Source organism: Aminobacter sp. NyZ550, from assembly GCF_025628925.2.
Taxonomy (GTDB): domain Bacteria; phylum Pseudomonadota; class Alphaproteobacteria; order Rhizobiales; family Rhizobiaceae; genus Aminobacter; species Aminobacter ciceronei.
Genome location: NZ_CP114190.1, coordinates 5,259,261 through 5,285,406 on the forward strand (window position 1 = coordinate 5,259,261; position 26,146 = coordinate 5,285,406).

The following is a 26,146-nucleotide window of genomic DNA, read 5'->3' on the forward strand; positions in this document are numbered from 1 at the left end:
CCGGTCAGAAGAGGTGGCGCGGCCGCATGTGCCAGGGGCCACGCCACTGTTGGCGAGTTTACTTGTACTCGACCGGGAAGCCGATCTGCGGCGGCGCGAGCTCCTTGCCGAACCAGGTCTTGTAGGAGTTGGCATAGAAGTCGAACTCGACGCCGGTCATCGCTTCATGCAGCGCGGTGTTGACGAAGTTCAGCCAGTCCTGGTCGCCGCGCTTGACGCCGCAGGCATAGGTCTGCGGGTTCCAGCCATAGCCGGCGTCCTTGTAGCGATCCGGGTTCTGCTTCATGTACCAGGCCAGCGACGACTGGTCGGTGGCAACCGCATCGGCGCGGCCCGATTCCAGCGCCTGATAGATCAGGTCGACGGATTCGTACTGGTCGACCTTGGCCTCGGGCAGCGCGGCATGCACCATCGCCTCGGCATAAACGTTCTGCAGCACCGAGATGGTAACGCCCGAGCCGGCACCCTTGAGCGCGGCATAGTCGGCATGTTTGCTGTCGCCCTTCAGCATCAGGCCGACGCCCTCGCGGTAGTAGGGAATGGTGAAGGCGATCTGCTGGGCGCGCTCGCCTGTCACCGTCATGAACTGGCAGGTCAGATCGACCTTGTCGGTGGTGATGTTGGGGATGCGGGCATCCGACGACTGGTTGACGTATTCGATCTTGTCCGGATCGCCGAACAGCGCCTTGGCGACGATGCGGCCCATGTCGACGTCGAAGCCCTGCAGCTTGTCGTCGGCGCTCTTGAAGTGCCACGGCGCATTGGTGCTGCCGGTGCCCATGACCAGATGGCCACGCGCCAGAACCTCATCAAGCTTGCTCTGCTTTTCCTGTGCGCCGGCAGGCATTGCCGCCATCAGCGCGAGCGCGGCGACGGCCGCGGAAAGTGCGATCTTCATCTCGCCGTTCCTCCCAAAGAGTTCTCTAATTCAATGTCCGCTATTTCGGACATGTGTCCTTAATATCGGATTGACGTATAAAGCGCCGCGCGGCATTGTTTGTCAAGCGCGGCACAGGCAAGGTCCGCGCGCGCCCATTCGATTTGGAAGGCAAAAGCCATGTTCGACAGGATCCAGACCCCCGCCGTGTTGGTGGACATCGATGTGGCGAAGCGGAACATCGAACGCTTCCAGACCTACGCCGATAGCCATGGCCTCAAGGTTCGTCCGCATATCAAGACACACAAACTGCCTGCCATCGCCGAACTGCAGCTCGACGCGGGCGCCGTCGGCATCACCTGCCAGAAGGTGTCGGAAGCAGAAGCCATGGTCGCCGGCAGCTGCCGATTGAATGACGTGCTGATCACCTACAACATCCTCGGCGACGACAAGCTGCACGCGCTCGTGGCGCTCGCCGGCAAGGTCAAGCTTGCTGTTGTCGCCGACAATATGACCGTGATCGACGGGCTTTCAGCCGCCTTTGCGGCGGCCGGCGCTACGCTCAATGTCTTCGTCGAGTGCAACACCGGCGCCGACCGCTGCGGCGTCGGCACAACTGAGGAGGCAGCCGCGTTGGCCGTCCGCATCCATGCGGCTCCCGGCCTGCGGTTCGCCGGGCTGATGACCTATCCGCCGGTGGGCGGTGCTGCCAAGGTGCAGGCCTTCATGACCGAGGCCAAGGCACTGATCGAAGCCAGGGGCATTGCCGTTCCCGCCATAAGCTCGGGGGGCACGCCCGACATGATGAAGGCGCATCTGGCGCCGATCGCCACGGAATTCCGCCCCGGCACCTATGTCTACAACGACCGTTCGCTCGTCACCCGCGACGTCGCCAGTTGGGACGACTGCGCACTCACCGTGCTCGCCACCGTCGTCTCGGTGCCCGCCTCCAACCGCGCCATCATCGACGCCGGCTCGAAGACGCTGACCTCGGACCTGCTCGGCCTCGTCGGCCACGGCCATGTGCTCGGGCGTCCCGACATCTCGATCGACCAACTGTCTGAGGAGCACGGCCGCCTGCGTTGCCAGAGCGACATCAATCTCACCGTCGGCCAGCGCATCCGCATCGTGCCCAACCACGCCTGCGTCGTCACCAACATGGTCGACGGCGTCTATGTCTACGGCAAGGACAAGGCACCGGAGCTGTGGCCGGTGCCGGCACGCGGCAAGATCGTCTGAGCCGCGCCATCCAATAGTGAAAGGCCTCCCCGACACCAGTCAGGGAGGCCTTTGTCGTTTCCTGTCGAGATGTCTAACGGACGACCAGCACCGGCACCTTGCTGTTGGTCAAAACGTCGACGGTCTGGCTGCCGAGGATAAGCCGCCCCAGGCCGCGGCGGCCATGCGAGGCCATGACGATCAGGTCGCAGCCCTTTTCCTGGGCGAGCTGATTGATCGCCTCCGCCGCCCACATCTCTTCGACATGGACCGTGTCGGCATTGACGCCAAGCTTGTCGGCCTGGGCCTTGGCGGCGGTCAGCACCTTGGCGCCATATTCCTCGCCCGATTTCTGGTAGGAGACGATGTCTTCGGCCGTCGCGACCGGACCATACATGCCGGCAGAGGCGAAAATCGGCGCTGGCTCGGTCACGTTCATGACCGTCACCTTGGCACCGATGCCCTTGGCCAGGCTCAAGCCATGGTCGAGCCCCTTCTGCGCCAGCTCCGATCCGTCAGTGGCAATGAGGACGTGGGTGTACATGGATTTCTCTCCTTGGCTCGCCGAACCCATTGGGTTGCGACGCTAACTTTGACGCCCAGCCTTTCCGACCGTCGCCCATGGGTCAAGGCGAAGGCCTTGAAATCGGCTGGCACAGCCGCACAAATCCCTTGACCGTTATATTCAGTCAAACATAACTATGCGCCGCTCGTTATATTGGCATGTATATATCCAAACCCATTGTTCAACCCGAGATCGACAGCATGAGACGCCGCAACCTCTTGATTTCATTCCTGGCTGCCGCCACCGCCCTGCTCGCTTCAGCCTCGCTCGCTGCCGCCGAGCAGCGCGTCTTCACCGACGCCGCCGGCCGCAAGGTGGCGTTGCCCGAGAAGATCACCCGCGTCATGGCCGCCGGTCCGCCCGCCTCGGTGCTGCTCTACTCGGTCGCGCCCGACCGCATGGTCGGCTGGGTGCGTGAATTCACGGACGACGAAAAGGACTTCATCGCAGCGCCTTATCGTGACCTGCCCGTCCACGGCCGCCTGACCGGCAAGGGCGACACCGCCAACATGGAAGCCGTGCTGGCGATGAAACCCGACATCATCCTCGATGTCGGTACCGTCAACCCGACCTATGCCTCGCTGGCCGACAAGGTACAGGAGCAGACCGGCATCCCTTACGTGCTGATCGACGGCAGCTTCGCCAACACGCCGAAGTCGCTGTGCGAGATCGGCGAACTCCTGGGGGAGAAGGAACAGGCGGAGAAACTCGCTGCCTACACGGAGGCTGCGATGGCACGCCTCGACAAGGTCGTCGCCGAGGTGCCTGCCGACCAGCGCCCGCGCGTCTATTACGGCCGCGGTCCTGACGGGCTGGAGACCGGTCTTGCCGGCTCGATCAACATGGAAGTGCTGTCCGCCGTCGGTGCGACCAATGTCGCCGAAGCCGCGGGTAAGGGCTCGCTCGCAAATGTCTCGCTCGAACAGATCCTGTCGTGGAACCCCGACGTCATCCTGACGCTCAGCCCGAAATTTCAGACGTCGGTGCTGTCAGACCCGTCATGGGCCGGCATCAAGGCGGTGAAGGACGGCCGCGTGTTTCGCGCACCTGCCCTGCCCTTCGGCTGGTTCGACGCGCCTCCCGGCGTCAATCGCGCCATCGGCGTTTCCTGGCTCACCTCCGCACTCTATCCCGGCAAGGCCGAGATCGATCTGAAGGCCGAGACCCGCGACTTCTACAAGCTGTTCTATCATGTCGATCTCACCGACGAGCAACTCGGCACGCTGCTTGCCGACACCGGCCCGAAGCCCTGAGCTTCGAGCGGAAGCCAAGCACTTGCAGCAGCAGCCAAAAGCCCAGCGCGCCGGGCCGATTGCCATCGGCGCGCTGGCGGCTCTGCTCGTCGCCGTCTTCCTCGTAGCGATCCTGACCGGCAAATATCCGGTGATGCCAGGCGACATGTTCGCCGTGGTCATGGCCAAACTGTCAGGCGGCGAAAGCGGCGTTGCGCCGACGATCGAGACCGTGATCTGGAACGTGCGTCTGCCGCGCGTCGGCGCCGGCATCCTCGTCGGCGCTTCGCTTGCAGCGGCGGGCGCGGTCTATCAGGGCCTGTTCCGCAACCCGCTTGTCTCTCCCGACATCCTGGGCGTTTCCAGCGGCGCCAGCTTCGGCGCGGTCGTCGGCATATTCCTGTCGCTGTCAGTGCTCGCCATCCAGGGCCTCGCTTTCGCCGGCGGGCTGGCAGCTGTGGCAATCGTCTATGCCATCGGCTCGATCGTGCGCGAGCGCGACCCGATCCTCGTGCTGGTGTTGGCGGGCGTCGCCATCGGCGCGCTGCTGGGCGCCTGCGTGTCGTTGCTCAAGGTGCTCGCCGATCCCTACAACCAGCTGCCCGCCATCACCTTCTGGCTGCTCGGCAGCCTTGCCAGCATCAACCGCGCCGACCTTGTCTCCATCCTGCCCGCCGTCCTTGTCGCCCTAGTGCCGATGGTGCTGCTGCGCTGGCGCATGAACCTGATGACGCTCGACGACGAGGAGGCACGCGCACTTGGTGTCGAGACCCGCTGGATCCGAATCGTCATCGTCGCCGCCGCCACGCTGATGACCGCCGCCGCCGTCTCCATTTCAGGCATCATCGGCTGGATCGGCCTTTTGGTGCCGCATGTCGCGCGCATGTTCGTCGGGCCCGATTTCTCGCGCCTGCTGCCGACCTCGATGCTGATCGGCGCCGCCTACATGGTCGGCGTCGACACGCTTGCCCGCAGCATCGCCGCGATCGAGGTCCCGCTGGGCATCCTCACCGCCGCCATCGGCGCGCCATTCTTCCTCTATCTGCTTCTGACGACCCGGCGAGGCTGGCAATGATGCTTCAGGCAACCGATCTCGCATTCGGCTATGGCCGCGTCAAAATCGGCCAAGGGGTCACGCTGTCGGTCGACCGCGGGGAAGTGTTATGCCTGCTCGGTCCCAATGGCTGCGGCAAGACCACTTTGTTCAAGACCCTGCTCGGCCTATTGCCGCGCCAGGGCGGACATCTGGAATTGAACGGCAAGGACATTTCGACCTTCTCGCGCGCACAGTTCGCCCGCCACATCGCCTATGTGCCGCAGGCCACCGGCGCCTATTTCCCATTCTCGGTGTTTGACGTCGTCTTGATGGGCCGCGCCAGCCGCATCGACACCTTCGCCTCACCGACCAGGGCCGACCGGGCGATCACGCAGGAAGCGCTGGCAGCCCTCGGCATCGGCCATCTCGCCACCCGCCCCGTCACCGACATCTCGGGCGGCGAAAAGCAGATGACGCTGATTGCCCGCGCACTCGCCCAAGAGCCCGAACTGATCGTGATGGACGAGCCGACGGCCAGCCTCGACTTCGGCAATCAGGCCCGCGTCTTGAGTCGCATTTCGAGCTTCGCGGACTCAGGCATGGCGGTGGTCATTTCCACCCACGACCCCAGCCATGCCTTTGCCTGCGCCAGCCGCGTCGCGCTGATGCAGTCGGGGGCACTGGTCGCCATCGGCAAGCCTGCCGACGTGCTGACACCGCAATTGCTGCAAGCTCTCTATGGCGTCGGCGTTGCAGTGGCCTATCTCGAACAAGCCGGACGCCATGTCTGCACGCCAACCCTCAACGAAAGGAACGCACCATGAAGATCAGCGCCCGCAACCAGATCAAACGCAAGATCGTCGAAGTGATCAAAGGCACGACAACATCGCATGTCCGCATCGACATCGGCGGCGCCGTCGTCACCGCCTCGATCACCAATGAGGTGGTCGACGACCTGAAGCTCGCCGTCGGCAAGGACGCCAATGCAGTCATCAAGGCCTCCGACGTCATGGTCGCGGTCGACTGAGCGTGGTCCGCGAAAACGAAATCCGCGACGCTGAAAGTGCCGTCGCACTGCCCTCGGGTTACGATGCCGAGATCTATTTCATCGGCCGCATCCGAACACCCTGGGACTCGCGCCTTTTGACCCCGCGACAGGGCCGCGCCGATGGTCCTGTCTGCCATGTCGAGATTTTCGAGCCATGGGTGGCGGCCCTCGAAGACGTCGCGCAATTCGCACGCCTGGAAGTGCTCTACTGGCTTCACCTCTCCCGGCGCGACCTGGTGCGCCAGAGTCCGGCCAATGACGGCACCGCGCGCGGCACCTTCTCGCTGCGCTCGCCCGTTCGCCCCAATCCGATAGGCACCCAGATCGTCGAACTGGTCAGCATCGAGGGCAACATGCTTTCGGTGCGCGGCATGGATTGCCTCGACGGCACGCCGCTGATCGACATCAAGCCCGACCGGACGCTGTTCAGCCCCATCGCCCCGCCCCAGCCGGGAGACTTCCAGACCAGCTAATTCAGGCAGATCTCGGCCGCCATTCCGTCTGCACTGCGCTTGGCCTCGGCGCCGACGGAGTAGGTGGCGCATTCCAACGTGTTGGCCATCTTGGCGCCGCCGAGATCGAACTTCATCGCCCGCGCGCCATCGGGGAAGACCTGCCGTTCAAGGATCCAGGTCAGCTGTTGCAGGACGATATCGGGATCCATGCCGGGCGAACGCCTGATCACCGCATCGACGCCGAGCTGCGGATTGACGAGGCAATCATGCCAGGCCTGGCGCGTGATCGCCTGCAGCTTGCCGGCGAGACCCGGTTCCCGGTCCAGCACCGAATTCAACGCCACCAGCGCACCCGAATAGATGTCGAGCCCGTTGTCGGCGAAATAGAGGAAGTCGAGGCCGCTGGCGTCATGGCCACGCATCTGCATGGCAAATTTCAGCGTCGCATCGAAACAGGTCGCCGCGAGCACCGAGCGGGACGCCACCAGCCGGTCGCGTTCCTCGGGCTGGACGCCGAGATAGGTGTAGCTGTCGGGCGCGAAGCCGTTGCGTTTGAGCAGCAGCGGCAAGAGCCGCGCGGAGGTGTCGCCATTCGGACCGCACAGGGCGCTGCCGGGAACATCGGCGAGGGTCAGCCGCCTGCCATCGGAGATGTAGCCGAGGCAGCAGGGCGTGTGCTCGTAGATCGGCACGAGACAGGAGATCTCGGTTTCGCCGGTGCGCAGCGCCCGCTCGAACACGGAGGATACATCGCCGTATCCGATATCCGCCTCACCATTCACCAGCGCGCGCGTCACCAGCGACGAGCTGAAGCCCTCGACGAAGCTGCAGGACAGGCCGTGATCGCCGAAATACCCGGCGTCGACTGCATGCAGAAACGGCGAATTCTGCCCTTGATACAGATAGTTGAGCTTGAAACGCAGTTCCATTCCACGAAACCTCGAACTTTCGGAACGACCGTTCTTGAGAAACAGATTCTCCAGAAACTATTGTATCCAAATTGGCTACCGTCCTTGGTGGCTTTAGCAATTTGCGATATAACGCAAACATTCTGTTTTCAAGCAGCCCATTTAAGGAGTGATCATGGGAATTGCGCGGACAGCCCTGCTGGCCCTCATTGCGATATTCGGCGTGAGCGCAGCAAGTGCACAGGACTACAAGGCCGCCCTGGTTGCACCGGATACCATCACCGTCGGCACGTCGGGCTCGGCACCGCCCTTCAGCATGACCAATGCCGCCGGCGAGCTTGAAGGCTTCGACATCGACGTCGTCAATCTCGTCGCCAAGCAGCTCGGCCTCACTGCCAAGTTCGAGAAGCTCGACTTCGCCGGGCTGTTGCCGGGCCTCACCGCAGGCCGCTTCGACCTGATCGCCTCGGGCGTGACCCGTACGCCGGAGCGCCTGGCCTCGAAGGACTTCTTCCTGCTGTCGCCCTACATCGTCAATGGCGCAGCCATCACCCGCCGCGAAGCCGACACCGACATAACCAGTTGGAAAGATGTCTGCGGCAAGACCATGGGTGCGGTGCGCGGCGGCGCCTTCCAGAAGGTCGCCAAGGAGAAGCTTCCAGCCGACTGCGTCACCAAGAGCCGTGAATATCCCGGCGCGACCGAGCTGTTTCTCGACCTCGAGAACCGCCGCATCGATTTCGCCGCTCACGATTTCCTCGGCCCGAAATATCTCGCCAAGTCGGGCAAACTGACCGGTGCAGTCACCCTCGACGACCTGCTGACGACCATCACTCAGAGCGTTGCCGTCAACAACAAGAACAAGCCGCTGGCCGATGCCATCGACGCCCAGTTCGAGACCTGGCGCAAGGACGGCACCCTGCAGGGCCTGGCCGACAAGTGGTTTGGCGCCTCCATCGACTGGTCGAAGGCTCAGTAAGCAGGACCTCCGCGAGGGACGGCGGGACATGGAAATCGCACTAGCCTGGCTGCCGCGGCTGTTGGTTGCGGCGGCCCTCACCATAGGGCTGTCGGCAGTGGTCTTCACCCTGTCGGCAGTCTTCGGCCTGTTGTTGTCCCTCGTCCATTACGGACGCGAAAAATCGTGGCTCCGCAACGGCGTCGAGGCGTTCAGCGCCTTCTTCCGTTCGGTGCCGGAACTCGTGGTGCTGTTCCTGTTCTTTTTCGGCGGGCCGCAGATCGGCATCGACTTCGGCCCGGTCGGCTCGACAATCATCGCCTTTACCCTCGTCGGCATCGCCTTCGACTATCAGGTGTTCAAGGGCGCGCTGAAGGCGGTGCCGTTCGGCCAGTATGAGGCGGGCCTGGCGCTCGGCCTGCCAAGACGGGTCGTGTTCCTGCGGGTGCTGGTCCCGCAGGTCCTGCCCTTGGCGCGCAAGGGCTGGATCACCTATGCCATCGGCACGGTCAAGCGTATGTCGATCGCCTCTGCGGTGTCGGTCAGCGAAATCCTCTACGTCACCAAGCAGGGTATCGCCGCCACCAACGCACCCTTCACCTTCCTGACGCTCGCCGTCGGTCTCTACATCCTGATCGTCACGCCGCTGCTCGTCTTCAACGAGCGCAAGCCGAAACCGGCGGTGGCGCGATGAACATCCTGCTCGATCCGACCTACCAGCAGATGCTGTTCGACGGGCTGGCGATGACGCTGTTCATCTCAGTGGTCGTCATCATCGTGTCGAACCTGCTTGCGCTGCCGCTGGCCATCTACATGCAGCGGCCCAAGGGCGCGTTTCGCCGCATCATCATCGGCTACAGCTTCTTTGCCCGCGCCGCTCCCGTGCTGGCGCTGCTGTTTGCGCTCTATTATGGCCTGCCTCGCCTCGGCATCTATCTCGAGCCGGTGCCGTCGGCGTTGATCGGCCTGATCTTCGCCTCGACCGCCTACAATCTCGAATTCCTGCGCTCCGGCTTCGAGAGCATTCCCCCAGGCCAGCTCGACGCCGCCAAGGCGCTCGGCCTCAGGCCATTTGCGACCTATTGGAAGGTGATGATCCCGCAGGCCTACAGGCTGGCGGCACCGTCGCTGTTTTCCAATGCCATCCAGATGGTCAAGGGCAGCTCGCTCGCCAGCCTCGTCGCCATAGACGAGCTGACGGCGGCCTCGACCGTCATCATCTCCGAGACCTACAAGGCCATCGAGGTGTTGCTGGTGGTGTCGGTCTTTTATCTCGTCATCGCAGCGGCGATCATCGCCTTGCAGTACATCTACGAAACCAGGCAGAGCGCGCGCCGCCGCTGATCAGAGGATCCTCTTGCCAAAGGCGGACATGACGAAGTTGACCGCTTCGGTGGCGACGCGCGGCTCCGTCTCCGCGGCCAATCCCGAAACGTCCATCGACAGCATGCCGCCGGACAGCGCTATCGCCTCCATCGCCTGGTGCGTCTCGCGCACGGTCATGCCGCCAGAGCCACTCGCCCAGCCGGGAATTTCGGTGGCCGTGGGGGAATAGCTGACGTGGAAACCGACGGTTCCTGACGAGGCGATGCGGATTGCCTCGCGCATCACCTCGCGCATGCCGGAGCCGTCGACCTCTGCCATCGTGAAGGCGGTGACGCGCGAATCCTTGAGGATACGCACCTCCGCCGGATCGGCCTCGCGCAGCCCGACGAGCACGACATTTTCGGGCGACAGCTGCGGCTGCAGCGCGCCGGGCTTGTGGTCGAGGCCGAGCAGCCGCGCCAGCACCGAGCGCTCCGGCGCCTCGACGCCCTCCTCGCCCTCCGGCATCAGCGCGGCAATGGAATCGATCCAGATCAGTCCCAGGGAATGTGTCGCCTCGGCGGCAGTTGCCAGCGCCTTCGACGCCACATGCCTGTCAGCACCGGCGTGCAGCCTGATGAGGCCGGCCGGCGGATGCTCGGCATCGGCGATCTCGATGACGTCGAACTGCATCTGTTCGAGCCGCGTACCAACAGACTGTCTTGCCAGCAGTGGCCCGGCAGCACTGTCGGCCACGATCGAGACCATGCGGCGGCCGGTGACCTCGGTGATGTCGTGCATCGGCGCCTTCTCGACATATTCCGAGGTCATCGCCGTCAACAGCGCGCCATAGTTCATGTGGAAGCTGACGCGATCGCCGACGACCAGCGGCGGCTCGGCGTCGGTAATGTCGAGCACGAGATGGTCGCTCGACGCGCCCAGCACCCGCACGCCCCGATGGATCGGCACAAGGCCCTCGATCATCGTGTCCTCGCGGCCGATATTGGCGATGCCGCGCAGCCTGTCGCCCTCGTCGACGAACACCGGCTGGTTGCCGAAGGCGTCGTAGCCGGATTCACCGATCGGCAGCGACGGCTTGAGCTTGACCTCGATCAGGTCGCCGGTGAGCTTGAAGGCGTTGAACTCCAGCTCCCGCCACGGCTCTTGCCTGAAGGTCTCGTAGCCGCCCTGCAGGATCGCCTCGCCGATGCGTAGATTGTTGATGCCGGCCGGCAGCTTGTTGTCCAGAAGCAGCGGCAGCGATGACGAGTTGCCGCCCGACACCCAGTCGAGACTGACGCCGGCAAGGCGCTCCACCTTGTAGGCATAAGCAACGAGCTGGCTGAGGTTCTCCTCCGTCGGCATGATGGCGCCAAAGCAGGTCAGGTTGGTGCCCAGGCCTGCAATGCGCACGCCGGGCAGTTCGAGCACGCGCTCGACGGTCGGCAGAAGGTCGTTTGGCCAGATGCCTTCGCGCAGGTCGCCGAGGTCGACCATCAGCATGATGTCGTGGACACGGCCGATGCGCTGGGCGATGCGCGAGATCTCGCGGATGATCTCCAGCTCCGACTGCAGGCTGATGTCGACAGTGCGCACCACCTCCTCGACGCGCGAAATCGGCGGGCTGCGCAACAGCATCACAGGGCAGCCGATGCCGCTTTCGCGCAACCGGCGGATGTTCTCGAAACGCGACTCGGCGAGCCCCGCCACACCGCCGCGCAGCATGGCGCGCGCCACCTGCGGCATGCCGCAGCTGCCCTTGGTGACACCGAACACCTTGATGCCGGATTGGCTCGCGCGCTCGACGACTGCCCGCGCATTGCGCTCGATGCGACCGAGATCGATGGCGACTTGCGGTCCAGACATGACTCAGCCCCCGTAGACCAGCCCCTGTGGATCGATGTCGGGCTTGCGGCCGGCCACCAGGTCGGCAAGGAACTTGCCGGAGCCGCAGGCCATGGTCCAGCCGACATGGCCGTGGCCGGTGTCGAGATAAAGCCCCTTGTAGCGGGCCGGGCCGATGACTGGCACCGAGCCCGGCATCATTGGCCGGAGACCGGCCCAGACCTCGGCCTTTCGCGGATTGAAGGCGCCCGGGAAAAGCTCCTGGCCGGCCTTGAACAGGCGGGCGAAATCGCTCGGCTTGTAGCTGCGATCGAAGCCGGCGAACTCGGCGGTCGCAGCCAGCCGCAGGCGATCGCCAAGCCTGGAATAGGCGATCAGGTTGTCCTCATCGGCGCCGCCCATCGTCGGTCCCTTTTCGGGAGCATCGAGCGGCACTGTCGCGGTGTAGCCTTTGACCGGATAGACGGGCAGGTCGATGCCATGGCGGCGACCGAGCAATCCACTCTCGGGCCCCATGGCGATGACCACCGCATCCGCTGTGAGCACGCCGGCTTGCGTCTTCACCCCAGCGACGCGATCGCCCTCGACGACCAAGCCCTCGACAGTGGTGTCGAACTTGAACGTCACGCCCAGCCGCTCCTTGGCATAAGCGGCGAGCTTTTCGACGAACATGCGGGAGTCGCCGGTCTGATCCACAGGCGAATAGACGCCGCCCGCAATACCGTCCTTGGCGGCCGCTAGGCCGGGCTCCAGCTCAACCATGCGATTGCGGTCGACGATCTCGATCGGCAGGCCGTGTTTTGCGAGGAAGCGGTAATTCTCGCTGCCTTCGTCGAGGCTCTTCTGCGAGCGGAAGAAATAGAGGATGCCCTTGCGCCGGTCGTCATAGCCGATGCCGGCTTCGTCGGAGATCTCGTTGATGCACTGGCGCGAATAGAGCGCGAGCCGGAGCTTGACCTCGCTGTTGGCGCGCAGCCGCGCCGTCGTGCACTGGCGCAGGAAGCGCAGGCTCCAGGCATAAAAATAGGGGTCGAGCCTGAGCCTGACCTTGATGCCGAGATCGGAGGTATAGAGCGAGCGGATGAAGGTCTTCAGCGCCGCCGGCGAGGCCCAGGCGGTGGCGTCGCCCGGCGAGACCAGGCCGGCATTGGAGTAGCTCGTGCCGCGTGCCGCCGCCGGATGGCGTTCGACGACGGTGACCTCATGGCCGTCGCGCGCCAGGTAATAGGCTGCTGCCGTTCCGACCACACCTGCGCCGAGAACCAGTATCTTCATGCTGCCACCCCATAGAGCGTCGCGCAGTGCCCCTGGCACGCGGAAAGGACGCTCCAACTGTTTCTTGCGCATCGGCGATGCCGAGGATTGGCCGATGCACCAGGCTCTGGCGGGAACCCTTCACCGTGCGGGGTCAGGCCCCTTTGCCACCCATAACGCCTGGCGCTGCAATTATCGAGACGGGGCGGCGGATATCCACCACCTGCAGCTTATATAACGGAAGAGTTCTTGCGGCTGAGCAGCCGTTCCCAGTTCAGCGCGTCGCCGACGATCGCATCGAGATCGTCATGCTTGGGCGCCCAGCCGAGTTCGCCGCGCGCCAGATCCGAATTGGCAACGACAGAGGCCGCATCGCCCGGGCGGCGGACAGTCATCTCGACGGCGAAGTCGGCGCCATGGACGCGGCGCACGCTGTCGATCACTTCGAGCACCGAATAGCCGTGGCCGTAGCCACAGTTGGCGACGAGGTTGCCGCCACCGGCGCGCAAGCGCGCGAGCGCCAGGCGGTGCGCGGCGGCGAGGTCGGACACATGGATGTAGTCGCGCACGCAGGTGCCGTCAGGGGTCGCATAGTCTTCGCCGAACACCTGCATCGAGCCGCGCTTGCCGAGTGCGGTTTCGCAGGCGACCTTGATCAGATGCGTCGCACCCTTGGTCGACTGGCCGGTACGGCCCTTGGGATCGGCGCCGGCGACGTTGAAATAGCGCAGCGCCGTGTAGGTCAGTGGGTGGGCCGCCGACGCATCGCGCAGCATCCATTCGCTCATCAGCTTGGACAGGCCGTAAGGCGATTCCGGCGCAAGTCGGGCGTCCTCGACCACCGGCTCCATGCCAGCGGCGCCATAAACGGCAGCGGTCGAGGAGAAGATGAAATGCTTCACCCCTTCGCGCACCGCCGCCTCGATCAGGCTGCGCGTCTTGCAGGTGTTGTTCTCGTAATAGCCGAGCGGATCGGACACCGATTCCGGCACGACGATGGAGCCTGCAAAATGGATAATGGCGTCGACGCCATGCTCGCGGATCAATTGACCGACGAGATCCTTGTCGGCGACGTCGCCCCTGACCAGCGTGGCCTCGGGCGCCACCGCCCAGTCAAAACCTGTCGACAGCCGGTCGAGCACGACGACCTTCTCGCCCGCATCGAGCAGTTCCCAGACCATGTGGCTGCCGATGTAGCCGGCACCGCCCGTTACCAATACCGCCATGACAACACTCCGCATCGCATCCGTCGCGCTCTGTGTAGCCCGACAATACCGGCAAATGCGAGATAGGACTTTCGCGGCGAGATCACGTTGACCATTCGGTCGCAGTGGAATTTGATCCACATCAAGGGACTTTTCGGCGTTCCGTGGTCGTTTGGGACGTCGAGGGCGTGGCATTTTGACCAGAAACGGTCGATGGACGCCGAACCGACCGTTGATTATGCTCATGGTTGAAAAATTGGGACGTCCATATGAACTACCAGCGGTTTTTCGAAGAAGCGATCGACCAGGTCCACGCCGAGCGCCGTTATCGCGTGTTTGCCGATCTCGAGCGCATCGTCGGCAAGTTTCCGCGCGCCATCTGGCGTGCCAACGGCAAAGCCGAGGAAATCACCGTCTGGTGCTCGAACGACTATCTCGGCATGGGCCAGCACCCCGACGTGGTCGCTGCCATGCAGCAGGCGGCCGGCAACATGGGGACCGGTGCCGGCGGCACGCGCAACATTTCCGGCAACAACCATCCGCTTGTCGAGCTTGAGCATGAGCTCGCCGACCTGCACGGAAAGGAAGCCGGCCTCGTCTTCACCTCCGGCTTCGTCTCCAATGAAGCTGCCATCTCGACCATCGGCCGGCTTCTGCCGAACTGCCTGATCCTGTCCGACGAGCTCAACCACGCCTCGATGATCGAGGGCGTGCGCCGCTCGGGCGCCGAGAAGAAGGTGTTCCGCCACAACGACGTCGCCCATCTCGAAAGCCTGCTGCAGGCCGCCGGCCGTGAGCGCGCCAAGCTGATCGTGTTCGAGAGCGTCTATTCGATGGATGGCGACATCGCCCCCATCGCCGAGATCGCCGACCTCGCCGAGAAATACAACGCCATGACCTATATCGACGAGGTTCATGCGGTTGGCATGTATGGCGGCCGCGGCGGCGGCATCACCGAGCGCGAGGGCCTCGCCCACCGCATCGACATCATCGAGGGCACGCTGGCCAAGGCTTTCGGCACGCTCGGCGGCTACATCACCGGCACGCGCAGCGTCATCGACGCCGTACGCTCCTATGCACCCGGCTTCATCTTCACCACCGCCCTGCCGCCATCGATCGCAGCAGCAGCGACGGCGTCGATCCGCCACCTGAAGACCTCGCAAGCCGAGCGCGACGCCCAGCAGCGCCAGGCGACGCACACCAAACAGGTACTGGCGGACGCCGGCCTGCCTGTCATGGAGTCGGCAACGCACATCGTGCCGATCCTGGTCGGCGATCCTGAGCTGTGCAAGATGGCCAGCGACCGCCTGCTCGGCGTCCACGGCATCTACATCCAGCCGATCAACTACCCGACCGTGCCACGCGGCACCGAGCGGCTGCGCGTGACGCCGACGCCGTTCCACAGCGACGCGCTGATCGCCGAACTCAAGGCAGCACTCGTCGAGACCTGGAACGCGCTGGGCATTCCCTATCGCACCGAGGGCCACACCGAAGTTCCCAAGAGCGAGCGCATCGTCTCGCTGCTGGTGCCGCAGTCGGGCGGCTGATTTCAGCTCATCTCATTCGATAGGCCCGGAACCGGTCAGGTTTCGGGCCTTTCTGCATCTTGAGCCTTGGATCCGCCGGTCGGGCTATTGCTCCCTGATCCATCTGGCCAGCCGCTGCGATGCCTCCTCGACCTGGTCGAGGCGGCGGTGGAAGCACAGACGCAGGAACCCCTCGCCGCCGGCGCAGAACGCGGTGCCGGGGGCAACGCCGACCGCAACCTTGTCGACGATGTCGAAAGCGGCAGCCTCGGCCTCCTTCATGCCGTCGACGGCAAAGAACAGGTAGAAGGCGCCCGGCGGCACGCTGAAACGCACCTTGCCGGTCTCGCCCAGAATCCTGCAGACGATGTCGCGCGCCTTGTGGGCACGTTCGACCTGCTCGGCGATGAAGGCATCGCCCTCGTCGAGAGCGGCAATGCCGCCACGCTGCATGAACTGCGCCACGCCGGAGCTCGAATATTGCACCAGATTCTCGAAGGTGCGACTGAGCGACGGATGCGTCTTCAGCCAGCCGACGCGCCAACCGGTCATTGCCCAGTTCTTGGAAAGGGTGTTGACGAACAGGATCCTGTCCTCCGGATCCATGATGTCCATGAACGACGCCGAACGGCGGCCATCATAGTGGAACAGCGCATAGATCTCATCGGCAATGATCCAGAGGTTCTTCCGGCGCGCCAGGTCGAGGATCGCCTGCAGCGTCTCGCGGTCGGCGGTCCAGCCGGTCGGGTTGGACGGCGAGTTGACGAAGATCGCCCTGGTGCGCGACGTGATGGCGGCAGCGATCTTCTCGACGTCGCAGCTCCAGCCATTGTCGGTCATGTCGAGCAGCACCGGCACCGGCCTGACGCCGGCAACGCCTGCCGCGCCGGCAAAGTTCGGCCATGCCGGCGCCAGATAAATGGCTTCGTCGCCGGCGCCCGCCGTGACTTGCAGCGCCATGGTGATCGCCTGCATGCCACCGATGGTGACGATGAATTCGTCGGCGCCGAAGCTCTTGCCGAAATGGCGCTGGTAGTAGCGTGCGATGGCCTGGCGCAGTTCCGGTATGCCGGCCTGCCAGGTGTAGAAGGTCTCGCCATCGGCAAGCCCGCGCGCTGCCGCGTCGCTAATGAAGGCCGGCGTCGGCATGTCGCTCTCGCCCGACCACAGCGGGATGAGCCCTGCGCGGTCACGGCCATAATTGGCCACTGCCTCGATGCCGCTCATCGGCGCGCTGCGGGCCTCAATGCGAACGGCGTCGAGAAGGCTCATGGTCACCCCGGGCTTGAATTGCTGCTTGGGCTTAGTCCTATCGTGCCGGCACAAACGAAAAAACCCCCGGTGGTCCAGCCAGCCGGGGGTTTTCGCGATGCCAGCTTTCGCAGGCTATTTCTTGGCGAGCAGGTCGCGGATTTCGGTCAGCAGCGCGACATCGGCGGGCGGAGGACCGGCCGGCTCGGCCGCCTTCTGCTTCTCCAGGCGCTTGCGCATGGTGTTCACGCCCTTGACCATCAGGAAGATGATCCAGGCAAGGATCAGGAAGTTGATGACGACAGTGAAGAAGTTGCCATAGGCAAACACCGCGCCCTGCTTCTTGGCTTCCTCAAGCGACACGGCCGTCACCGACGACGACAGCGGCAGGAAGTAGTTCGAGAAGTCAAACCCGCCGAATATCGCACCGACGATCGGCATGATGATGTCCCCGACAAGCGAGGAAACGATAAGGCCGAAGGCGCCGCCGATGATCACGCCGACCGCGAGATCCATCACATTGCCCTTGGCAATAAATTCCTGGAATTCCTTTAGCATTGAACCCTCCGTTCACGATCTGCAAAAAGGCGAATCGTTCCCCGCCAACCGTCGCCGCACAGCGTCACCATAGCAAAAACCGCCGGTTGCAAAACCCCGCCCCGCAAGCGCCGACGCGGCCAGTCTAGGAGACAAGGATAATGGACATGCCGGCGCAGCTGTGATTGCCTCACTGCATCGGAAACAGACATTTCCGAGGGAGTGAGAACCAAGAGTGCAGGGCCTGGCCGTCGTCCTCATCGCCGTCGCCTATGTGACGCTGTTGTTCGCCATTGCGAGCATCGGTGACCGCCGGGCCGCGAACTGGGGCCCGGGCCGGCCGCGACCGTTCATCTACGCGCTCAGCCTCGCCATCTACTGTACGTCCTGGACCTTCTTCGGCTCGGTCGGGCTGGCATCCGAGCGCGGGCTCGAATTCCTCGCCATCTATGTCGGCCCGGTGCTGGTGTTCATGTTCGGCTTCCCGCTGCTCAGCCGCATCATCAAGCTGGCCAAGGCCGAGAAGATCACGTCGATCGCCGACTTCCTCGGCGCCCGCTACGGCAAGAGCTTTTCCGTCGCCTCGATCGCCACCCTGATCGCCACGGTCGGCGCCATCCCCTACATCGCGCTCCAGCTCAAGGCGATATCGGGCTCGGTCAGTCTGATGGTCGAGCACTACACCGGCTCGCCGCCATCCTTCGATCCCTTCGTCAGCGACATCTCGCTGATCGTGGCGCTGCTCTTGGCACTGTTTGCCACCCTGTTCGGCACCCGCCATGCCGACGCCACCGAACACCAGAACGGGCTGGTGCTGGCGGTCGCGGTCGAGTCGATCGTCAAGCTCGTCGCCTTCCTCGCCGTCGGCCTGTTCGTCACCTTTGCGCTGTTCGACGGCCCCGGCGACATGCTGAACAGCTTCGGCGCCACCGAACAGGTCGGCGATGCCATGAGCTATGGCACCTCGCTCGGCACCTGGCTGGTGGTCACCTGCATAAGCGGCTTTGCCATCGTGATGCTGCCGAGGCAGTTCTACGTGATGATCGTCGAGAACCGCAGCGAAGACGAGCTGCGCAAGGCGACATGGGTCTTCCCCGCCTATCTCGTGGCAATCAATCTGTTCGTGCTGCCGATAGCCTTTGCCGGTCTGGCCGTGGTCGGCACGGCCACCACAGGTGACCTCTACGTCCTGTCGCTGCCATTGTTCAAAGGCCACGACTTCCTCGCCATGGTCGCCTTCATCGGCGGCCTCTCGGCGGCAACCGCCATGGTCATCGTCGAAAGCGTGGCGCTGTCGATCATGATCTCCAACGATCTCGTCATTCCGATCTTCGTGCGCCGGCTGGTCAAATTGAAGGCCGGCGACACCGAGGACTGGTCGGCGATCATCCTCAACATCCGCCGCGCCTCGATCTTCATCATCCTGTTCGTCGCCTTCCTTTACTATCGCGAGAGCACCACCAACACGCGCCTCGCCTCGATCGGCCTGATGTCGTTCGCGGCGATCGCGCAGTTCGCGCCCTCCTTCATCGGCGGCCTGATCTGGCGCCGCGCCAATGCAAGGGGCGCAGCGCTCGGCATGGCCGCAGGCATCGCTATGTGGTGTTACACGCTGCTGTTGCCGACGCTCGCTTCGCCGGATACGGCGATCCTCTCCGAGGGCCTGTTCGGCATCGAGGCACTCAGGCCGCAGGCGCTATTCGGCACCTCGGCCGAACCGCTGAACCACGGCGTGCTGTGGAGCCTGGCGATCAACACGCTGTTCCTCGTCCTCGGCTCGCTGTCGCGCGCCTCGGTGCCGCTCGAGCGTATCCAGGCCTCGATCTTCGTGCCGCGCGACTCGAGCCCGATGCCGTCGCTGCGCCGCTTCCGCACGGCGATCACCGTCAACGACCTCAAGGACACCATCTCCAGATATCTCGGCGTCGAGCGCACCGAACGTTCTTTCCAGAGTTTCGAGCGCGACAGCGGCAGCAAGCTGAATGGCAACGACCCCGCCGGCATGGACGTCATCCGCTTCTCCGAGCAACTGATGGCAAGTGCCGTCGGCTCCTCGTCGGCACGGCTGATCCTGTCCCTGCTGTTCAAGCGCGGCGACAACTCGGCCAAGGACACGTTCCGCCTGCTCGACGACGCCACGGAGGCGCTGCAGCACAACCGCGACCTATTGCAGATCGCACTCGACCAGATGGAACAGGGCATCACCGTCTTCGACCAGGATTTCCGGCTGATCTGCTGGAACCGTCAGTACCGCTCGCTGTTCGACCTGCCCGACGAGATGGGCCAGGTCGGCGTCTCGATCGACCGCATCCTTGCCTATCTTGTCGCCCGCGGCGACATCCCGCCGACGTCGCGGCTCAGAACGCTCGACAGGCTGACCAGCTTCGGCGGCCCCTGGCAGATCGAACTGACCACCAGCGGCCGGATCATCGAAATGAGCTCCAACCCGATGCCCGACGGCGGCATCGTCGCGACCTATACCGATATCTCCGCGCGCGTCGCCGCCGACCTCGCGCTCAAGCGCGCCAACGAGTCTTTGGAGCAGCGCGTCAAGAGCCGCACCGCCGAGCTTACCCGCGTCAACGAGGAACTCGCCCAGGCGCAGATGCTGGCCGAGGAGGCCAATCTCGGCAAGACGCGCTTCCTCGCGGCTGCCGGACACGACATCCTGCAGCCGCTCAACGCCGCCCGCCTCTACTGCTCGTCGCTGATCGAGAAGGCCGGCAAGGGCAATGCCGGCATCGCTGCGCGCAACATCGAATCCTCGCTCGAATCCGTCGAGACCATCCTCGGTGCCGTGCTCGACATATCGCGCCTCGATGCGGGTGCGATGAAGCCTGCGGAAACCGTTTTTCGCCTCGATGGGCTGTTGCGCCAGATCGGCACCGACTTCCTGCCCATGGCCCGCGCCAAGGATCTCGAACTGGTGATCGTGCCGTCGACGCTCACCGTCAACACCGACCGCAACCTGCTGCGCCGGCTGATCCAGAACCTCGTCTCCAACGCCATCAAATACACCCGCACCGGCCGCGTCGTCGTTGGCGTCAGGCGGCGCGGCGAGCTTGCCGAAATCCAGGTCATCGACAGCGGCATCGGCATCGCCTCAGACAAGCTCGGCACCGTGTTCCACGAATTTACCCGCCTCGACGACGGCATGCGCGAAGCCCAGGGCCTCGGGCTCGGCCTGTCGATCGTCGACCGCATCGCGCGCGTGCTGAAGCTCGAGATCCAGATCGAGTCGCACAAGAGCAAGGGCACCCGCTTCTCGGTCATCCTGCCCGTCACCACTGCCGAGGAACTGCCAGCGGCGGCGGCTGCCCGGCCGCGCATCCAGGCCGCGGCCGCGCTGAACGGCCTGACGGTCGTCTGCATCGACAACGACGCCCGCATCCTGGAAGGCATGCGGCTATTGCTTGAAGGCTGGGGCTGCGAGGTGCGCACCTATTCGGGAACGGCTGCATTCATCGCCGGCGAGCCCGACGGACCGGCACCGGAAATCATCCTCGCCGACTATCATCTCGACGGCGAAAACGGTCTCGACGTCATTCGCTCGCTGCGCACGGTCTATGGCGAAGCGACACCTGCCGTGCTGATCACCGCCGACCGTTCCAACGAGGTGCGCGCCGCAGCCGACCAGCTCGATGTCGCCGTGCTCAACAAGCCGCTGAAGCCCGCTGTCCTGCGTTCGATGATGAACCGGATGCGGCGCATGGCCCACGCCGCCGAGTGACCCCGCTTTGCGAACATGATCTATGCCGAAAACCGGCGTCCGCGTTTCGGGATGCTCACGCCGCCGGGCGCGGCTCGCCGCCGATCTTGGACAACAGGATGACGGCCTGGGTGCGGCTGTCGACGCCGAGCTTCTGCAGGATCGCCGAAACATGCGCCTTGATCGTCGCTTCCGAGACGCCTAGCTCGTAGGCGATCTGTTTGTTGAGCAGGCCCTCCGCCAGCATGCCGAGCACACGCGTCTGCTGCGGCGTCAGCGACTGCAGGCGCTTGATCAGGTCGGAGATTTCGGGATCGCGCTCGACGCCAAGGTCGATGTCACCGGGGGCCGATATTTCGCCCGACAGCACTGCCTCGATGGCGTTGCGGATGTCGTCCATGCTCGCCGACTTGGAGATGAAGCCGGAAGCGCCGAGCTCGAGCGCGCGGCGGATGGTTTCGGGGTCGTCATGGGCCGAGACGATGACGACGGGCACGGTCGCATGGATGCCCCGCAGCGAGATCAGACCGGAGAGCCCCGAAGCGCCGGGCATCGACAGGTCGAGCAGCACGATGTCGATGTCTTCATTCGCCGCAACGATCGCCTTGACGCTCTCGAAGTCGCCGGCCTCGAGCACGCTCGACACGTCGGCCAGCCCGGCAATAGCCTGTTTGAGAGCGCCGCGGAACAGCGGATGGTCGTCCGCGATGACGAACTTGTGGCCTGCTGGCAAATATCCCTCCCGAGGCCCCGACCGTTCTGTGCGTCTTGGACCGTCGGCCGTGATTATGCGGCCCGGTGGCGTCTTTTCAAGCAGCTAAAGTCAAATCGCCCGGTGAGTTGGCCGTTCATGCTCAACTTTCAGGCCGCCAAGGCACAAAATCCGCTCAGGTCTTGTTCGGTGCGGGCGCCATCTGTGGCGCCTGGTCTTCCTTTTCCATGTCCTTGACGATGCCCATGAAGCTGCGGAAGAAGCGCTCCATGTAGCCCATGCTCTTCTGGAACTCTTCCTCGGTCGGCAGTTTCGATTCCAATTGGGCTGTCAGCGAGTTCTCGAGTTTCACGATGCGTTCATCGAGCGCCTTCAGTTCGGACTGCACGCGGCCGAGCTCGTCCTGCAAGGCCGATCGCTCGTCGGCGGCCAGCTTGCAGACCAGCTGATTGTCGCGTTCCTCGCAGATCGACATCTCGCCGGTCTGGGTGTCCATGCGGACATATCCCTTGTCGGTCTTTTCCATCTGGTAGCGCTGCGTTTCGGCGGCCAGCGCCGGTCCGGCACCGAGGCCGGCGATGAAGGGAATGAGCATCAAAAAAGCGCGGCGCATAGCTGTCTCCATTCGCGGACGGTGCGCATTGTCTGAAAGCAATGGGCCCAAATTGCGGTGGGCAATGAAAGCTGCCCTTTCCCGCATCATGCTTTCAGCCTATAGCGCCCGTATGACGAAGACCATCTACAAGATCTGTCCCGAAGCGATGTGGCGCGAGGCCGAACGCAGCGGCATCTTCACCGGCGCGCCGATCGATCTCGCCGACGGCTTCATCCATTTCTCGACTGCTGAACAGGTGGTGGAAACCGCCGCCAAACACTTCACTGGGCAGGCCGACCTGCTGCTCATTGCCATCGACGCCGAGCGCCTCGGCCCGGCGCTGAGATACGAGGTCTCGCGCGGCGGCGCCTTATTCCCGCATCTCTATGCCCAGCTCGAGGCCAGCGCCGCCAAATGGGTTCGCCCCCTGCCGCTCAACGCCGCCGGCGCCCACGATTTTCCGGAGCTTGAAGCATGAGCGCATTCGACCGTCTTGGCCGGCATCTGCTGTTCAGCTTCGATGCCGAGACCGCACACGGGATGTCGATCAAGGCGCTGCGCTGCGGCCTGCCGGTCGGCGGCCGCGCCCCGCGTGATGCCCGCCTGCGGCTGAAGATCGCCGGGCTCGACGTTCCCAATCCGCTCGGCATGGCAGCCGGCTACGACAAGAACGGGGAGGTACCGGACGCCTTGCTCGGGCTCGGCTTCGGGTTCGCCGAGATCGGCACGGTGACGCCGCTGCCGCAGGCTGGCAATCCCAAGCCGCGCATCTTCCGCCTCGTCGAGGACGATGCCGTCATCAACCGGCTCGGCTTCAACAATGAAGGCCATGACGCCTGCGAAAAGCGCCTCATTGCCCGCGCCGGCCGGCCCGGTATCGTCGGCGTCAACATCGGCGCCAACAAGGACAGCACAAACCGCATCGGTGACTATGTGCTCGGCGTGAAGCGCTTCGCCCGCCATGCCTCTTATCTCACGGTCAACATTTCGTCGCCCAACACGCCCGGTCTGCGCAACATGCAGGCACGCGAACAGCTCGCCGAGTTGCTGGCCAGCGTCATGATCGCCCGCGCCGAAGCTGGCCATGCTGTTCCGATCTTCCTCAAGATCGCGCCCGACCTGCACGAGGCAGAGCTCGAAGACATCGCGGCCGAAGTGACCGAAAAGGCGATCGACGGCGTCATCGTCTCCAACACCACCATCACGAGGCCTGCGCTGCGCAGCCCGGCCCACACCGGCGAGACCGGCGGCCTGTCAGGCAAGCCGGTGTTCGCGCGCTCGACGGCGGTTCTTGCGCGCATGCGCAAGCTGCTTGGCCCGCAGCGCGCCATCATCGGCGTCGGCGGTGTCGACTCGACTGGCACGGCACTGGAGAAGATCCGTGCCGGCGCCGACCTCGTCCAGCTCTACACCGGCATGGTCTATGCAGGCCCGTCGCTGCCGGCGCGCATCGTGCGCGGCATGTCCGACTTTGCTGCGCGCGAAGGCCTCAAGAGCATCTCCGAGCTGCGTGACAGCAAGCTCGATCAGTGGGCCGCGACACCGCTCTGAAACGTTGCCCGCGCCCTGGGCTTCAGGATCGCCAGCAGGCACAGGCCGCGCACGATCAGCAACAGGTGCAGGGCTGCCCATAGCCCGGCATTGCCGTAGGCTGAGGGCAGCACCGCAAGTGCCGCGATGAACACCAGCAACGAGATCACCATCATGTTGCGCATATCGCGCGACCAGGCGGCGCCAATGAAGATGCCGTCCATCTGGAAGGCAAGCACGCCGCTCAGCGCGGTGAATGCCGCCCAGGGCAGGAAGGCGATGGCCGCGGCGCGCACGTCCTCGGCCGTCGAGATCAACGCGATCAGGTCGGCGCCGAAGATCATGAGTGCCGCCGTCATGGTGCCGGCCAGCGCAAAGCCCCAGATCGAGCAGAGATAGACCGCCTTGCGGAAAGCCGGCTCGTAGCGCGCGCCAACGGCGCGGCCAGCGAGCTGTTCTGCAGCGGCGGCAAAGCCGTCGAGGAAGAAGCCGGCAGCGATGAAGAAATTCATCAACACCGCGTTGGCCGCAAGGGTCACCGTGCCGAACTGGGCGCCCTGGCGGGTGAACAGCGCGAAGGCTATGAGCAGCGACAAAGAGCGGATCATGATGTCGCGGTTGAGCACGAACAGTCGCTTGAACGCGGCGGCATCGAAGATGCGCCGGCGCGCCAGCCTGGGCTCGCGCCCGAAACGCCGCAGCAGCACCGCCAGTCCGATGATCATGCCGGCAAGCTCGCCGGCAACGGCGGCCCAGGCAACACCTTCGACGCCCCAGCCGAAATGCAGCCCAAGCAGGATGGAGACGACGATGTTGACGCCATTGAGCGTCGCTTGCAGAAACAGCGCGAAACTGCCCTCGCCCCGCCCGAGGATGTAGCCGAGGATGGCGTAGTTGATCAGGGCAAAGGGCGCGCCCAGCATGCGGATACGGACATAGTGGTCGAGCGTCTCGTTGACGCGCGGCTCGGCCTGCATGAACCACTGCCCGGCAAGCGAGGTCAGTGGTGCAGTCAGCGCCAGCACGATGCCGGCAATCAGGGCGATCACCACGGCGCGCCAGAACACCGCCTGCTCTTCGGAGGCATCGCCGCGGCCGAAAGCCTGCGCCACCAGCGCCGTCGTGCCGGCACGCAGAAAGTTGAAGCTGGTGAAGACGACATCGAAGGCGACAGCACCGGCTGCCAGGCCGCCGAGCAGGGCGGCATCACCGAACTGCCCGACGACGCCGGTGCCGACAAGGCCGATGAAAGGCGTGGTCAGATAGGCCAGGGTCATTGGCACGGCAATCGCCAACACCGAGCGGTTGGTGACGGAAAAAGGCGTCACGCGGCCCTCTGGCGATGCGTATTCCAACGAAAGTCCTCCCAGTTGCCGAATCTCCCTAGGGCACATGCCCCGGTTTCCCCAACGCCCGCAACCATTTAAGTTACGGCAACAATCGATTTCGCCCTCCTGGTTCAGCACCCCTCCATGCCGCTTCAGATCGTCAGCCATCCCGACTACGATGCCGGCTTTGCCGCCGACCACCGCTTCCCGATGGGCAAATACACGGCGCTGATGGCACGGCTCGAAGCCCTCGGCCTGACCAGCGGGCTCAACCGGGCCGAACCGATCGCGCCGCACTATCTCAGGCTTGCGCATGACGCTACCTATGTCGACCAAGTGCTGACCTGCACGGTGCCGCACCATATCGAGCGCGAGATCGGCTTTCCTGTCGGTGAGCGCGTGTCGCGGCGCGCCCAGCTCGCCGCAGGTGGCACGCTGGCTTCGGCACGGCTGGCACTCGGCCATGGCATCGCCTGCAACGCCGCCGGCGGCAGTCACCATGCCCGCCGCGCCCAGGGCGCCGGCTTCTGCACCTTCAACGACGTCGCCGTCGCCGCACTGGCGCTACTCGAAGATGGGCAGGTCGAGAACATCCTGGTTGTCGATCTCGATGTGCATCAGGGCGACGGCACCGCCGAGATCCTTGCCAGCACTCCTTCGGTGTTCACTTTCTCGATGCATGCCGAAAAGAACTACCCGGTGCGCAAGGTCGCCTCGTGCCTCGACATCGGCTTGCCCGACAAGACCGGCGACGATGCCTATCTGGATGCTCTCACCGACGCCCTTGCCGGCCTGTCACGACACGGCAGATGGGACATCGTCTTCTACAATGCCGGCGTCGATCCGCATCGCGAGGATCGGCTTGGCCGTCTAGCGCTGAGCGACGAGGGGCTGCGCCGGCGCGAGCGTCTCGTCATTGGGCACTTTCGCGGACGTGGCGTGCCATTGTGCGGGGTGATCGGCGGCGGCTATTCGACCGATGTCGCAGCCCTTGCCGCCCGCCACGCCATCCTGTTCGAAACGGCGGCCGCCTTCGCCTGAGCATGGCCCCG

The 26,146-nt window shown here is 64.3% G+C and carries 25 protein-coding genes; 14 read left to right on the forward strand and 11 right to left on the reverse strand.

What is annotated here, in order from left to right; all coding sequences use genetic code 11:
* Positions 1-58: 58 nt before the first annotated feature.
* Positions 59-898 carry a transporter substrate-binding domain-containing protein gene (locus N7E70_RS26115; protein WP_263008046.1) on the reverse strand — a complete coding sequence of 280 codons (840 nt, stop codon included), beginning with the start codon at positions 896-898 and terminating at the stop codon, positions 59-61.
* A gap of 159 nt (positions 899-1,057) precedes the next feature.
* Here N7E70_RS26115 and N7E70_RS26120 point away from each other — a divergent pair, with 159 nt between their 5' ends.
* Positions 1,058-2,116, forward strand: coding sequence for a D-TA family PLP-dependent enzyme (locus tag N7E70_RS26120; RefSeq protein WP_263008047.1), 1,059 nt, complete (start codon positions 1,058-1,060; stop codon positions 2,114-2,116).
* 73 nt (positions 2,117-2,189) lie between these two features.
* Here N7E70_RS26120 and N7E70_RS26125 read toward each other — a convergent pair whose 3' ends face one another.
* The gene (locus N7E70_RS26125) at positions 2,190-2,639 is read right to left on the reverse strand and encodes a universal stress protein (RefSeq protein WP_192318380.1); all 450 of its coding nucleotides are present in this window, start codon (positions 2,637-2,639) and stop codon (positions 2,190-2,192) included.
* 221 nt (positions 2,640-2,860) lie between these two features.
* Between N7E70_RS26125 and N7E70_RS26130 the strand changes: the two genes are divergently transcribed.
* The 5 genes from N7E70_RS26130 to tsaA are packed head-to-tail and all read left to right on the forward strand — an operon-like array spanning position 2,861 to position 6,449.
* Complete coding sequence (locus N7E70_RS26130) at positions 2,861-3,913, forward strand: iron ABC transporter substrate-binding protein (protein ID WP_263008048.1); 1,053 nt, start codon at positions 2,861-2,863, stop codon at positions 3,911-3,913.
* Between the two features lie 22 nt (positions 3,914-3,935).
* Positions 3,936-4,967 carry a FecCD family ABC transporter permease gene (locus N7E70_RS26135; protein WP_263008049.1) on the forward strand — a complete coding sequence of 344 codons (1,032 nt, stop codon included), beginning with the start codon at positions 3,936-3,938 and terminating at the stop codon, positions 4,965-4,967.
* A complete protein-coding gene (locus N7E70_RS26140) occupies positions 4,964-5,752 on the forward strand; it encodes an ABC transporter ATP-binding protein (protein ID WP_263008050.1) in 789 nt (262 codons plus the stop codon). The genes N7E70_RS26135 and N7E70_RS26140 overlap by 4 nt, the downstream gene beginning before the upstream one ends.
* Positions 5,749-5,955 (forward strand): TOBE domain-containing protein, encoded by a 207-nt coding sequence (locus tag N7E70_RS26145; protein WP_263008051.1) that lies wholly within the window; start codon positions 5,749-5,751, stop codon positions 5,953-5,955. Before N7E70_RS26140 ends, N7E70_RS26145 begins: the two co-directional genes overlap by 4 nt.
* Before the next feature lie 2 nt (positions 5,956-5,957).
* Positions 5,958-6,449 (forward strand): tRNA (N6-threonylcarbamoyladenosine(37)-N6)-methyltransferase TrmO, encoded by a 492-nt coding sequence (gene tsaA, locus N7E70_RS26150; RefSeq protein ID WP_263008052.1) that lies wholly within the window; start codon positions 5,958-5,960, stop codon positions 6,447-6,449.
* Here the strand turns inward: tsaA and N7E70_RS26155 are convergent.
* Positions 6,446-7,360: an ABC transporter substrate-binding protein gene (locus N7E70_RS26155; RefSeq protein ID WP_263008053.1), complete on the reverse strand. Its 915-nt coding sequence runs from the start codon at positions 7,358-7,360 to the stop codon at positions 6,446-6,448. The two genes, tsaA and N7E70_RS26155, sit on opposite strands and share 4 nt — an antisense overlap.
* A gap of 154 nt (positions 7,361-7,514) precedes the next feature.
* On the opposite strand from N7E70_RS26155, the gene N7E70_RS26160 reads away from it, so the two are divergent.
* From N7E70_RS26160 to N7E70_RS26170, 3 genes are read left to right on the forward strand one after another with little or no spacing between them, the layout of a single operon-like run.
* The gene (locus N7E70_RS26160; RefSeq protein ID WP_263008054.1) at positions 7,515-8,318 is read left to right on the forward strand and encodes a substrate-binding periplasmic protein; all 804 of its coding nucleotides are present in this window, start codon (positions 7,515-7,517) and stop codon (positions 8,316-8,318) included.
* Positions 8,319-8,346: 28 nt separating this feature from the next.
* Positions 8,347-8,991 carry an amino acid ABC transporter permease gene (locus N7E70_RS26165; RefSeq protein WP_263008055.1) on the forward strand — a complete coding sequence of 215 codons (645 nt, stop codon included), beginning with the start codon at positions 8,347-8,349 and terminating at the stop codon, positions 8,989-8,991.
* Complete coding sequence (locus tag N7E70_RS26170; RefSeq protein WP_263008056.1) at positions 8,988-9,641, forward strand: amino acid ABC transporter permease; 654 nt, start codon at positions 8,988-8,990, stop codon at positions 9,639-9,641. The genes N7E70_RS26165 and N7E70_RS26170 overlap by 4 nt, the downstream gene beginning before the upstream one ends.
* Here N7E70_RS26170 and N7E70_RS26175 read toward each other — a convergent pair whose 3' ends face one another.
* The 3 genes from N7E70_RS26175 to galE all read right to left on the reverse strand — a co-directional run bounded on the left by N7E70_RS26175 (position 9,642) and on the right by galE (position 13,927).
* Positions 9,642-11,468, reverse strand: a complete 1,827-nt coding sequence (locus tag N7E70_RS26175) for an alanine racemase (protein WP_263008057.1) — start codon at positions 11,466-11,468, stop codon at positions 9,642-9,644.
* Between the two features lie 3 nt (positions 11,469-11,471).
* The gene (locus N7E70_RS26180; RefSeq protein WP_067965381.1) at positions 11,472-12,722 is read right to left on the reverse strand and encodes a D-amino acid dehydrogenase; all 1,251 of its coding nucleotides are present in this window, start codon (positions 12,720-12,722) and stop codon (positions 11,472-11,474) included.
* A gap of 209 nt (positions 12,723-12,931) precedes the next feature.
* A complete protein-coding gene (gene galE / locus N7E70_RS26185) occupies positions 12,932-13,927 on the reverse strand; it encodes a UDP-glucose 4-epimerase GalE (protein WP_192318397.1) in 996 nt (331 codons plus the stop codon).
* A 248-nt stretch (positions 13,928-14,175) separates the two neighbouring features.
* Between galE and hemA the strand changes: the two genes are divergently transcribed.
* Complete coding sequence (hemA, locus tag N7E70_RS26190; RefSeq protein WP_067965385.1) at positions 14,176-15,453, forward strand: 5-aminolevulinate synthase; 1,278 nt, start codon at positions 14,176-14,178, stop codon at positions 15,451-15,453.
* Positions 15,454-15,537: 84 nt separating this feature from the next.
* On the opposite strand, the gene N7E70_RS26195 is transcribed toward hemA, so the two are convergent.
* Both N7E70_RS26195 and mscL read right to left on the reverse strand, forming a co-directional pair.
* Positions 15,538-16,704 carry a pyridoxal phosphate-dependent aminotransferase gene (locus tag N7E70_RS26195; RefSeq protein ID WP_263008058.1) on the reverse strand — a complete coding sequence of 389 codons (1,167 nt, stop codon included), beginning with the start codon at positions 16,702-16,704 and terminating at the stop codon, positions 15,538-15,540.
* Between the two features lie 114 nt (positions 16,705-16,818).
* Complete coding sequence (mscL, locus tag N7E70_RS26200; RefSeq protein WP_067965388.1) at positions 16,819-17,241, reverse strand: large conductance mechanosensitive channel protein MscL; 423 nt, start codon at positions 17,239-17,241, stop codon at positions 16,819-16,821.
* A gap of 214 nt (positions 17,242-17,455) precedes the next feature.
* Between mscL and N7E70_RS26205 the strand changes: the two genes are divergently transcribed.
* Positions 17,456-20,950 carry a PAS domain-containing hybrid sensor histidine kinase/response regulator gene (locus N7E70_RS26205; protein WP_263008059.1) on the forward strand — a complete coding sequence of 1,165 codons (3,495 nt, stop codon included), beginning with the start codon at positions 17,456-17,458 and terminating at the stop codon, positions 20,948-20,950.
* A 55-nt stretch (positions 20,951-21,005) separates the two neighbouring features.
* Here the strand turns inward: N7E70_RS26205 and N7E70_RS26210 are convergent, their stop codons facing one another.
* Positions 21,006-21,662 carry a response regulator transcription factor gene (locus tag N7E70_RS26210; protein WP_067965392.1) on the reverse strand — a complete coding sequence of 219 codons (657 nt, stop codon included), beginning with the start codon at positions 21,660-21,662 and terminating at the stop codon, positions 21,006-21,008.
* Between the two features lie 154 nt (positions 21,663-21,816).
* Positions 21,817-22,254, reverse strand: coding sequence for a hypothetical protein (locus N7E70_RS26215; protein ID WP_154387156.1), 438 nt, complete (start codon positions 22,252-22,254; stop codon positions 21,817-21,819).
* A gap of 112 nt (positions 22,255-22,366) precedes the next feature.
* Between N7E70_RS26215 and N7E70_RS26220 the strand changes: the two genes are divergently transcribed.
* Together N7E70_RS26220 and N7E70_RS26225 are read left to right on the forward strand one after the other, a co-directional pair.
* Entirely contained in the window at positions 22,367-22,714 is a 348-nt protein-coding gene (locus N7E70_RS26220) for a DUF952 domain-containing protein (RefSeq protein ID WP_263008060.1), read from the forward strand.
* Positions 22,711-23,787, forward strand: a complete 1,077-nt coding sequence (locus N7E70_RS26225; RefSeq protein WP_182575992.1) for a quinone-dependent dihydroorotate dehydrogenase — start codon at positions 22,711-22,713, stop codon at positions 23,785-23,787. The genes N7E70_RS26220 and N7E70_RS26225 overlap by 4 nt, the downstream gene beginning before the upstream one ends.
* Here N7E70_RS26225 and N7E70_RS26230 read toward each other — a convergent pair.
* Complete coding sequence (locus N7E70_RS26230) at positions 23,763-25,160, reverse strand: MATE family efflux transporter (protein ID WP_442866479.1); 1,398 nt, start codon at positions 25,158-25,160, stop codon at positions 23,763-23,765. The two genes, N7E70_RS26225 and N7E70_RS26230, sit on opposite strands and share 25 nt — an antisense overlap.
* A gap of 78 nt (positions 25,161-25,238) precedes the next feature.
* On the opposite strand from N7E70_RS26230, the gene N7E70_RS26235 reads away from it, so the two are divergent.
* Positions 25,239-26,135 (forward strand): histone deacetylase family protein, encoded by an 897-nt coding sequence (locus tag N7E70_RS26235; protein WP_263008061.1) that lies wholly within the window; start codon positions 25,239-25,241, stop codon positions 26,133-26,135.
* The last annotated feature ends 11 nt before the right edge of the window (positions 26,136-26,146 follow it).

What these genes read in the sequence shown, in the direction of transcription:
- N7E70_RS26115 (WP_263008046.1), bottom strand. Translation starts at nt 898, where the DNA reads ATGAAGATCGCACTTTCCGCGGCCGTCGCCGCGCTCGCGCTGATGGCG.
- N7E70_RS26120 (WP_263008047.1), top strand. Translation starts at nt 1,058, where the DNA reads ATGTTCGACAGGATCCAGACCCCCGCCGTGTTGGTGGACATCGATGTG.
- N7E70_RS26125 (WP_192318380.1), bottom strand. Translation starts at nt 2,639, where the DNA reads ATGTACACCCACGTCCTCATTGCCACTGACGGATCGGAGCTGGCGCAG.
- N7E70_RS26130 (WP_263008048.1), top strand. Translation starts at nt 2,861, where the DNA reads ATGAGACGCCGCAACCTCTTGATTTCATTCCTGGCTGCCGCCACCGCC.
- N7E70_RS26140 (WP_263008050.1), top strand. Translation starts at nt 4,964, where the DNA reads ATGATGCTTCAGGCAACCGATCTCGCATTCGGCTATGGCCGCGTCAAA.
- N7E70_RS26145 (WP_263008051.1), top strand. Translation starts at nt 5,749, where the DNA reads ATGAAGATCAGCGCCCGCAACCAGATCAAACGCAAGATCGTCGAAGTG.
- N7E70_RS26155 (WP_263008053.1), bottom strand. Translation starts at nt 7,360, where the DNA reads ATGGAACTGCGTTTCAAGCTCAACTATCTGTATCAAGGGCAGAATTCG.
- N7E70_RS26160 (WP_263008054.1), top strand. Translation starts at nt 7,515, where the DNA reads ATGGGAATTGCGCGGACAGCCCTGCTGGCCCTCATTGCGATATTCGGC.
- N7E70_RS26165 (WP_263008055.1), top strand. Translation starts at nt 8,347, where the DNA reads ATGGAAATCGCACTAGCCTGGCTGCCGCGGCTGTTGGTTGCGGCGGCC.
- N7E70_RS26170 (WP_263008056.1), top strand. Translation starts at nt 8,988, where the DNA reads ATGAACATCCTGCTCGATCCGACCTACCAGCAGATGCTGTTCGACGGG.
- N7E70_RS26175 (WP_263008057.1), bottom strand. Translation starts at nt 11,468, where the DNA reads ATGTCTGGACCGCAAGTCGCCATCGATCTCGGTCGCATCGAGCGCAAT.
- N7E70_RS26180 (WP_067965381.1), bottom strand. Translation starts at nt 12,722, where the DNA reads ATGAAGATACTGGTTCTCGGCGCAGGTGTGGTCGGAACGGCAGCAGCC.
- galE (WP_192318397.1), bottom strand. Translation starts at nt 13,927, where the DNA reads ATGGCGGTATTGGTAACGGGCGGTGCCGGCTACATCGGCAGCCACATG.
- hemA (WP_067965385.1), top strand. Translation starts at nt 14,176, where the DNA reads ATGAACTACCAGCGGTTTTTCGAAGAAGCGATCGACCAGGTCCACGCC.
- N7E70_RS26195 (WP_263008058.1), bottom strand. Translation starts at nt 16,704, where the DNA reads ATGAGCCTTCTCGACGCCGTTCGCATTGAGGCCCGCAGCGCGCCGATG.
- mscL (WP_067965388.1), bottom strand. Translation starts at nt 17,241, where the DNA reads ATGCTAAAGGAATTCCAGGAATTTATTGCCAAGGGCAATGTGATGGAT.
- N7E70_RS26215 (WP_154387156.1), bottom strand. Translation starts at nt 22,254, where the DNA reads ATGCGCCGCGCTTTTTTGATGCTCATTCCCTTCATCGCCGGCCTCGGT.
- N7E70_RS26220 (WP_263008060.1), top strand. Translation starts at nt 22,367, where the DNA reads ATGACGAAGACCATCTACAAGATCTGTCCCGAAGCGATGTGGCGCGAG.
- N7E70_RS26225 (WP_182575992.1), top strand. Translation starts at nt 22,711, where the DNA reads ATGAGCGCATTCGACCGTCTTGGCCGGCATCTGCTGTTCAGCTTCGAT.
- N7E70_RS26230 (WP_442866479.1), bottom strand. Translation starts at nt 25,160, where the DNA reads ATGTGCCCTAGGGAGATTCGGCAACTGGGAGGACTTTCGTTGGAATAC.
- N7E70_RS26235 (WP_263008061.1), top strand. Translation starts at nt 25,239, where the DNA reads ATGCCGCTTCAGATCGTCAGCCATCCCGACTACGATGCCGGCTTTGCC.